Here is an 8,127-nt window from a genome sequence, read left to right as displayed (position 1 = left end):
TTCCAGTCGAAGCCGACGCTGTTGCGAACGCCGAGCGCGACCACTTCGGCACCGCTGCCGTCGAGATTCATCCGGCGAATCTGGCCGTGCGCATCGTCATGCAGCACGTTGTTGCCGGGCTGTCCGACCGGCACATACAGCTTGTTGTCGGGACCCACCGCGATGAACTTCCAGCCGTGGGCTTCGTCTTTCGGCAGCTTGTCGTAGATCGTGGTCGGCTTCGGCGGGTTGTCGAGGACGTCGTCGACCTTGTCGATCTTGTCGATCTTGGAGAGTTCGGCGATGTACAGCGTGCCGTCGTGGAACGCGACGCCGTTGGGCCGGTAGAGGCCGGAGGCCAGCACCTTGACCTCGCGTTTGCCGTCCTTGTTGGTGATCGCATAGACCTTGTCGACGAGGCGGCTGCCGACGAACACCGTGCCCTTGTCGCTCTGGGCCAGCGAACGCGCATTGGCCATGCCGGCGGCGTAGACTTCGATGTTGAAGCCGGCCGGCACCTTGAGCTTGGCCAGCGGCAGCTTGTCGGCCGCGGTGGCCAATGGCGGGCCCGAGACCGGCGCAAGCTTCGCCGCGGCATCACCATCGGGGCGCCCGATCAAAGGCGAACCCGGCGGAAGCGCCGGCGCGGCGGCGGGGGCAGCAGCCGGGGCGGCCGGCTGCTGCGCTGCGGCACCGAATGTAAACGCACCGATAAAGGCGCCAGCCAGCAACAGGCTGCGCGACGCCGAAAGACTGATGGTCATCAATGTTCTCCCTTTGTGGAAGCCTTAATTCCCAAGGCCGGATTCCCCAGGGCCGACGAGCAATGCGCCGCGCGGATGGCTTCCCGAGCGGCACTCTTCGACATTTTTTTGCCGGTGCGCAATCGGAAACGTGTTTGCAAAGGACTTGGCAAGGGACTGCCAAGCGACGGTGACGAAAGCGCGACGCGGGCGGAATAGAGCCGGCCCGCCGGTGTCACGCGCCCATCAATCTAAGTTGAGGATACGCCGCCGCCTTCAGTGCTTCGTCATGCGATGGCCGGAGCCGTCGAGGATGGCCTCGGCAAAGGGAAACTCCAGAACGATCTCGCCTTCGTCATCGGTCACTTCGAGGGTCGCATTCAACAGCCCGTTCTGCGCGCCTTCGGTCTTCAGCAATTCCCGAATCATGGCTCGCGCGACCTCCCAGGCCCGATCCGGATTGCGCAGTTCTTCGCCTTCGGGATCGGCGATCAACTCGCCGCCGATGCGGGTATTGAAAAAATATCGTGGCATGAATCGAAGCCCACTTACTTTTGGAGGGCTCGAGCGAGAGCCGATGAGGGGAAAGCCGATGTGGCTCACGAGTTATTTATTGGAGACCTTAAAAGCCGCTGCAACCGGCAACCAGCCCGCCGGCCGCGGCAACCAATCCTGAAGCTGTTGATCCGTCATTGGTTTGACAGTGGCCCGCACAAATATGTGAAACTTATTTTGCATTGCAGCATAAATTGGGGAACTTGGCCGGCAAAGATTTAACTGGCGAACTTTTGTTTCCATACTAGGTTGTCTGGTGAGGGTGGCATTCGCCCTACTCGAGAAGGAGAGCCAAAATGGCCTGGAAAGCACCGAAGATCGTCGAAGTGCCGGTTGGCATGGAAATCAACATGTATGCTTGCGCGGCCCGCAAGTAAGCGGCAGCGTTAAGTCACGTTCTACGCAGGTGGACGTCCGGCGCTGATACGCTCCCTAACGGGGGCGCGCACGCGTTGGTGTCCACCTTCGAGACGTTGGCAAGCCGCAGAGACGGTAGCTACCGAAGCTGGTAGTCGAAGAGTTGGAATTCCGGGAGACGGATCATGCTTCGGGTCGTCGTCCTGGGCGCCGCGGCAGGCGGCGGGGTTCCTCAGTGGAATTGCGGATGTCGGGTGTGCCGGATGGCGCGAACCGAGCATCCTGAACTTCAAAGCACCCAGGCCTCGATCGCGATCAGCGCCGATGGCGATCACTGGTTCCTGATCAACGCCTCGCCCGATCTGCGTCAGCAAATGATCGCGACGCCGCAATTGCATCCGGCCGCGGGTCAACTTCGTCACAGCCCGGTCGCCGGCGTGATCCTGACCAATGGCGAGATCGACGCCGTCGCAGGGCTGCTATCGATGCGCGAAGGCTGGCCGTTTACGATCTACGCCCATCCGCGCGTGCTTTCGATCCTGAACAGCAACAGCATCTTCAATGTGCTGAGCGAGAAGAATGTGCGCAGGCAGCCGATCGAGGTCAACGAGGCGTTCGAGCCGGGCTTGCCCGACGGCTCGCCCTCCGGCATCGAGGTGCTGCCGTTCGCCGTGCCGGGCAAGGGCGCGTGGTATCTCGAAGGCAAGGCGCACCCGGCGGGAGAGACCGGCGACGGCGATACGCTCGGCCTTCGAATTCAAGACAAGGCCACCGGCAAACATTTCTATTTCCTCGCCGCCTGCGCCAACGTCACCGACGATCTGCGCTCGCGGCTCAAAGGGGCATCCGCGATCTTCTTCGACGGTACCGTGTGGCGCGACGACGAGTTGATCGTGGCAGGTCTGGGCAACAAGACAGGGCAAGGCATGGGTCATATCGCAATGTCAGGTACGCGCGGCGCGATCGAAAGCCTTGATGGCCTCGATATCGACAGGAAGATGTTTCTGCATATCAACAACTCCAACCCGGTGCTGCTGCGCGACTCCGCCGAGCGCGCGGCTGCCGAGCGCGCCGGGTGGCAAATTCCCGCTGATGGAACGGAGATTACGCTGTGAACGTCCAGACCTCGAATGCGAAAAGCCCGGACGGAATCACGGCCTACTCCGTCGGCAAGGGCGTGCCGCTCAACAGCGCCGAACAGCTCGAAGCAGCCCTTCGTCACATCGGGGCGACGCGGTATCACAGCCTGCATCCGTTCCACGCTTTGCTGCACGGCGGCAAGCTCAACAAGGGGCAGGTTCAGGCCTGGGCGCTGAACCGCTACTTCTACCAGAGCACGATCCCGATCAAGGACGCCGTGGTGATTTCGCGGTTCCGCGATCGCGCCACCCGGCTCGAATGGCGGCACCGGATCGAAGACCATGATGGCGATCTCGGCGCCGAGGGCGGCATCGAGCGCTGGCTGAAACTCACCGAGGGGCTTGGGCTCGACAATGCCTATGTCGAATCCACCGAAGGTATCCTGCCCGCGACGCGGTTTGCCGTCGAAGCCTATGTGCATTTCGTTCGTGACAAGTCGCCGCTTGAAGCGATTGCGTCCTCGCTGACCGAATTGTTCGCGCCGAACCTGCATGAAGAACGCATCTCGGGCATGCTGGCGCATTACAACTTCGTCAACCCGGACATCATGAGCTATTTCAGCCGCCGCCTGCAGCAGGCGCCGCGCGATGCCGGTTTTGCCCTCGACTACGTCAAGGCCCATGCCCAAACGCCGGCGGAGCGCGAGGCGGTCTGCAATGCGCTGATCTTCAAGACCAATGTGCTATGGGTGCAGCTCGATGCGCTGTATCATGCCTATGTCGACGGCCACATTCCGCCGGGGGCGTTCGTGCCCAAAGAAAGCTAAAGCAAGACAAAAAAGGCAAGTCCGATGGCAGCCCTGCGCAGCCGCAACATCAGTGTCAGCGAAACCAGCCGGCCGGTATTGCCGCGGCATGCCAAGCTGAGATTCGATGAGACGCGGCAGGTCTGGGTGATCCTGGCGCCGGAGCGCGTGCTGGCGCCGGACGAGATCGCGGTCGAGGTGCTTCAGCTCTGCGATGGCGTCCGCAGCGTCGCCGATATGGTCGACCTGCTCGCGGTCAAATACGCCGCCGAACGCGAGGCGATCGCAACCGACGTCGTCGCCATGCTGCAAGACCTGGCCGACAAAGGCTTCCTGACCGAAGCTCGCGAGAAAACGTCATGAGCACGACCGTTACAGAAACCAAAGTGGCGCTACGCGATCCCGGCGACGGGCTTGCGGTGCTGGAATCACGCGGCTCGATCGCGGAGACCTACGGCATTCCGCTGGCGGTGCTGGCCGAGATCACCCATCGTTGTCCGCTGCAATGCCCGTATTGCTCCAATCCCGTGGAGCTCGATCGCGGCGGCACCGAATTGACCACCGACGAGTGGAAGAAGGTGCTGACCGAGCTCGCCGAAATGGGCGTGTTGCAGATCCATTTCTCCGGCGGCGAGCCCACCGCGCGCAAGGATTTGGTCGAACTGGTGCAGCACGCCAGCGATGTCGGGCTGTATTCCAACCTGATCACCTCGGCGGTGCTACTAACCAAAGAAAGACTCGCGGCGCTGGCCGACGCCGGGCTGTGCCATGTGCAGATCAGCTTCCAGGGCAACGAGCCGGTGGTGGCCAATCGCGTCGCCGGTCTGAAGCAGGCGCATCAGAAGAAGCTCGAAGTGGCGAAATGGACCCGCGAGCTGGATCTGCCGTTGACGGTCAACGCGGTGATGCACCGCCAGAACCTGCATCAATTGTCCGACATCATCCAGATGGCGGTCGACCTCGACGCCGACCGGCTCGAAGTCGCCAATGTGCAATATTATGGCTGGGCGCTGAAGAATCGCGCCGCGCTGATGCCGACCATCGAGCAGATCGAGGAGACCAGCCGCATCGTCGAGGACGCCGAGGTGCGGCTGAAGGGCATTCTGGCGATCGACTATGTGGTGCCGGACTATTACGCGCTGCGGCCGAAGAAATGCATGGGCGGCTGGGGCCGGCAGTTCTTCAACATCTCGCCCGCCGGCAAGATCCTGCCCTGCCACGCCGCCGAGAGCATCACCGGGCTCGAATTCTTGTCGGTGCGCTCCAATCATTCGATCGCCTGGATCTGGCAAAACTCCGAGGCCTTCAACCGCTATCGCGGCACCGGCTGGATGCCCGAGCCGTGCCAAAGCTGCGAGTTCAAGGAAGTCGATTTCGGCGGCTGCCGCTGCCAGGCCTTCGCGCTGACCGGCGATGCCGGCGCGACCGATCCGGCCTGCACGCTGTCGCCGCTGCACGAGCAGATTTTCAAGCTCGCGGAGACCGAGGCCGCCGCCGACAGCAAGCGTTTCATCTATCGCAACTTCGCCGGCGGCACGCTGGAGACAGAAGACGATCATGGCGCCTGACGCCGACGCCGGTACATCATCGCGCCACCGCTCCGATCCGTTCGCGCCGCTGACCTCGGAACAACTGGCGGTCGGTGACGGCCACGAGATCTATGTCGAAAGCGTCGGCCGCGCCGGCGGCGTTCCGGCCGTGTACCTGCATGGCGGCCCCGGCAGCGGTTGCCAGCCCGATCACCGGCGGCTGTTCGATCCGGAGCGCTTTCATGCCGTGCTGTTCGACCAGCGCGGCGCCGGCCGCAGCCGTCCCAAGGGCGGCCGCGACCATAACACGACGCCGCATCTGATCGCGGACATGGAGAAGATCCGGGAGAAATTCGGCTTCGAGCGCTGGATGGTGGTCGGCGGCTCCTGGGGCGCGACATTGGCGCTGGCCTACGCGCAAGCCCATTCGGAGCGCGTCAGCGGCATCGTGCTGCGCGCGACGTTCCTCGGCACCCGTACTGAGCTGGAAGGCGCGTTCTACAACGCGCTGCCGCGGCTCTATCCCGGCCTCTACGATGATTTCGTCAGCGCCTTGCCGACAGAAGAACGCGCGCAGCCGATCGAAGCGTATTACCGGCGCATCCTCGATCCCGATGCCGCCGTGCACGCCCCCGCCGCGCGCGCCTGGGGCGAGACCGAGCGGATCTTGTCCGAACATGCACCATCACGCGAGCGGCTCGACCGCGCCGCGCTGAATTCATCGGGCAATTTGCCGGCGACGCCGTTCATGGAAGCGCATTACTTCCGGAACGATTGCTTCATGAAGCCCGACCAGTTGATGAACGAGGCCGGCCGGCTCGCCAACATTCACGGCATCATCGTACAGGGCCGCTATGACCTGTTGTGCCCGCCGGCAACGTCGTATGCGCTGGCGGCAAGATGGCCACGCGCGGAAGTCCGCATCGTCGGCGGCGCCGGCCATTCGCTGTACGATCCCGGAATCCGCGACGCCGTGATGAAGGCCATCGCGGATATGGCATCCAGGATTGCGGGATAAGCAAGATATAAGGATTTGCGAAAATGCCGATGGCCGGAAAAGGTATGCTGCTGACGTCGATGGATATCGAGGCGTCGGATGAAGCCGAATTCAACCGATGGTACGATCGCGAACATCTCGAAGAGCGGGTCGCGATACCCGGTTTTCTCGAGGCGCGGCGCTACGTCGCCCATCACGCCAAGCCGAAATATCTCGGCCTGTATTCCACCGCGACGTTCGAGGTTCTCGACAGCCCGTCCTATCGCGCGGCGTTGGCCAACCAGACCGCCTGGTCGAAAGCCAATATCGGCCGTTTCAGAAACATGATCCGCGCCGTGGCGCGCATCACCATCAGCCGCGGCACCGGCCGTGGCGCGGCGCTCGGCCTCATCCGCCTGCGTCCTGAGGCTGCGGCCAAGGATGCGTTGCGCACAGTGTTGCACGATCAGCTCAATCCGAAAGATCGCGACGGCATCATCTCCATGCACCTGATGGAGAACGACCCAAAACTTTCAAAACCGCTCACCGGCAACGCGTCCGATTCCGATCCGGGCGCCGGCGACTGGTTTGTGCTGATCGACGGCACCGACGTCGCGGCGATCGAAGGCACCATTGCCACGTTTGGCGCGGCACCCGCGCTGAAATCCGCGGTGATCTCGAGCGGCGTCTATCGCCTGATGTGGGATCTGGCGAAGAGCGACATCGGCTAGGGCAGGACCGAGGCCCGATGCCATGAATGACGAAAAATCGGTAGGCCGCGTTGCCGAAGTCTTCGCGGCCTTCCTGAAACTGGGGCTTACGTCGTTCGGCGGGCCGATCGCACACCTCGGTTACTTCAGAGCTGAATTTGTCGAACAGCGAAAATGGCTGAACGAGAGCAGCTATGCCGACGTCGTGGCGCTCTGCCAGTTCTTGCCAGGGCCGGCCTCCAGCCAGGTCGGCTTCACGCTCGGTATCCTGCGCGGCAACGGCCTACTCGGCGGGCTGGCAGCATGGTTTGCCTTCACCATGCCGTCCGCCATCATCCTGTTTGCTTTCGCACTCGGCGCAACCGCCCTCACCGGCCCGGTCGCCGAGGGCATTCTGCACGGCCTGAAGCTGGTCGCCGTCGCCGTGGTCGCGCAGGCGATCTGGGGCATGGCGAACAGCCTGACGCCGGATCGCGAACGCGTCGCCATCGCGCTTGTAGCCGTGGCCATCGTCGTCTTTGTCGGCGGATCGGTCGGCCAGATCAGCGCGATCGTGATGGGGGCAATGGCCGGACTGAGGCTGTGTCGGACGGATGGTCCTGCACCCACCGGACACCTCAGCCTTTCGGTATCGCGTCGAGCCGGGATGGTGGCGCTTGCGCTGTTTGCAATCCTGTTGGTGATCACTCCGCTGCTGACGGCAAGGACCGGTTCTCAGGGCTTTGCCCTGTTCGACGCGTTTTATCGCTCTGGTTCATTGGTGTTTGGCGGCGGACATGTCGTGTTGCCGCTGTTGCAGGCGGAAACAGTGACGCCGGGCTGGGTCAGCAACGCGGATTTCCTCGCAGGCTATGGCGTGGCGCAAGCGATGCCCGGACCACTCTTCACCTTTGCGGCCTATCTCGGCGCGGTCATGGGGCCGCCACCCAACGGTCTCGCTGGTGCGACGATCGCATTGGTCGCATTATCTTTGCCGGGACTGTTGCTGGTGTACGGCATGCTGCCGTTTTGGGACATGCTGCGCCTGCGCTCCACGGCCCAGGCCGCCATGCGCGGCACCAATGCCGCTGTCGTGGGCATCCTCGGCGCCGCGCTTTACAGTCCGGTCTGGACCAGCGCCGTGCTTACACCACGTGATTTTGCAGTGGCCCTGACAGGGTTCCTGCTGCTGACTGTCTGGAAATTGGCTCCGTGGATCGTCGTTGTGCTGCTGGCCACAGCCGGAGCTGGCCTGCGACTGATTTGAATGCGTCATCCTTGCCGTGTGTATGCACGTCCGCGCGACATGCAGTCCTGTCGCATTCGAAGTCCGAACCTCTGCATCAACTGCGCTCCGCCTTGCTGATGCTGCACTGCCGCAAAACCGTGTTGTGATCGCGGAAAACTAAAGATC

General features: G+C 62.8%; 10 protein-coding genes. 8 read left to right on the top strand and 2 right to left on the bottom strand.

Translation table 11 applies throughout. From position 1 onward, the window contains the following. Positions 1-743: PQQ-dependent sugar dehydrogenase (locus tag GSQ88_RS25340; protein ID WP_502706767.1), on the bottom strand; the 743-nt coding region annotated here is incomplete at its 3' end. Between the two features lie 255 nt (positions 744-998). Beyond that, positions 999-1,256, bottom strand: coding sequence for a DUF6894 family protein (locus tag GSQ88_RS25335; RefSeq protein WP_159010506.1), 258 nt, complete (start codon positions 1,254-1,256; stop codon positions 999-1,001). 317 nt (positions 1,257-1,573) lie between these two features. Here GSQ88_RS25335 and pqqA point away from each other — a divergent pair, with 317 nt between their 5' ends. The 8 genes from pqqA to chrA all read left to right on the top strand — a co-directional run bounded on the left by pqqA (position 1,574) and on the right by chrA (position 7,980). Continuing rightward, positions 1,574-1,654: a pyrroloquinoline quinone precursor peptide PqqA gene (pqqA, locus tag GSQ88_RS25330; RefSeq protein ID WP_012029362.1), complete on the top strand. Its 81-nt coding sequence runs from the start codon at positions 1,574-1,576 to the stop codon at positions 1,652-1,654. A 165-nt stretch (positions 1,655-1,819) separates the two neighbouring features. Further along, positions 1,820-2,749: a pyrroloquinoline quinone biosynthesis protein PqqB gene (pqqB, locus tag GSQ88_RS25325; protein WP_159010505.1), complete on the top strand. Its 930-nt coding sequence runs from the start codon at positions 1,820-1,822 to the stop codon at positions 2,747-2,749. A 35-nt stretch (positions 2,750-2,784) separates the two neighbouring features. Next, the gene (gene pqqC / locus GSQ88_RS25320; RefSeq protein ID WP_174248122.1) at positions 2,785-3,540 is read left to right on the top strand and encodes a pyrroloquinoline-quinone synthase PqqC; all 756 of its coding nucleotides are present in this window, start codon (positions 2,785-2,787) and stop codon (positions 3,538-3,540) included. 24 nt (positions 3,541-3,564) lie between these two features. Next, positions 3,565-3,882 (top strand): pyrroloquinoline quinone biosynthesis peptide chaperone PqqD, encoded by a 318-nt coding sequence (gene pqqD, locus GSQ88_RS25315; RefSeq protein ID WP_159010503.1) that lies wholly within the window; start codon positions 3,565-3,567, stop codon positions 3,880-3,882. Next, positions 3,879-5,087 carry a pyrroloquinoline quinone biosynthesis protein PqqE gene (gene pqqE, locus GSQ88_RS25310; protein ID WP_159010502.1) on the top strand — a complete coding sequence of 403 codons (1,209 nt, stop codon included), beginning with the start codon at positions 3,879-3,881 and terminating at the stop codon, positions 5,085-5,087. Before pqqD ends, pqqE begins: the two co-directional genes overlap by 4 nt. Continuing rightward, the gene (pip, locus tag GSQ88_RS25305; RefSeq protein WP_159010501.1) at positions 5,077-6,066 is read left to right on the top strand and encodes a prolyl aminopeptidase; all 990 of its coding nucleotides are present in this window, start codon (positions 5,077-5,079) and stop codon (positions 6,064-6,066) included. The genes pqqE and pip overlap by 11 nt, the downstream gene beginning before the upstream one ends. Positions 6,067-6,089: 23 nt before the next feature. Beyond that, complete coding sequence (locus tag GSQ88_RS25300) at positions 6,090-6,755, top strand: DUF4286 family protein (protein ID WP_159010500.1); 666 nt, start codon at positions 6,090-6,092, stop codon at positions 6,753-6,755. Between the two features lie 22 nt (positions 6,756-6,777). Further along, on the top strand, positions 6,778-7,980 hold the full coding sequence (gene chrA, locus GSQ88_RS25295; protein ID WP_159010499.1) for a chromate efflux transporter: 1,203 nt from the start codon (positions 6,778-6,780) through the stop codon (positions 7,978-7,980). Positions 7,981-8,127 lie beyond the last annotated feature (147 nt).

The organism is Bradyrhizobium sp. S69 (genome assembly GCF_009766005.1).
In the GTDB taxonomy this organism is placed as follows: domain Bacteria; phylum Pseudomonadota; class Alphaproteobacteria; order Rhizobiales; family Xanthobacteraceae; genus Bradyrhizobium.
The sequence above is the reverse complement of the archived record's forward strand: the minus strand, read 5'-3'. Positions and strand labels throughout refer to the sequence as shown.

Excerpts from the sequence above, each read along its gene's own strand:
- GSQ88_RS25335 (WP_159010506.1), bottom strand. The coding sequence starts at position 1,256 with ATGCCACGATATTTTTTCAATACCCGCATCGGCGGCGAGTTGATCGCC.
- pqqA (WP_012029362.1), top strand. The coding sequence starts at position 1,574 with ATGGCCTGGAAAGCACCGAAGATCGTCGAAGTGCCGGTTGGCATGGAA.
- pqqB (WP_159010505.1), top strand. The coding sequence starts at position 1,820 with ATGCTTCGGGTCGTCGTCCTGGGCGCCGCGGCAGGCGGCGGGGTTCCT.
- pqqD (WP_159010503.1), top strand. The coding sequence starts at position 3,565 with ATGGCAGCCCTGCGCAGCCGCAACATCAGTGTCAGCGAAACCAGCCGG.
- pqqE (WP_159010502.1), top strand. The coding sequence starts at position 3,879 with ATGAGCACGACCGTTACAGAAACCAAAGTGGCGCTACGCGATCCCGGC.
- pip (WP_159010501.1), top strand. The coding sequence starts at position 5,077 with ATGGCGCCTGACGCCGACGCCGGTACATCATCGCGCCACCGCTCCGAT.
- GSQ88_RS25300 (WP_159010500.1), top strand. The coding sequence starts at position 6,090 with ATGCCGATGGCCGGAAAAGGTATGCTGCTGACGTCGATGGATATCGAG.
- chrA (WP_159010499.1), top strand. The coding sequence starts at position 6,778 with ATGAATGACGAAAAATCGGTAGGCCGCGTTGCCGAAGTCTTCGCGGCC.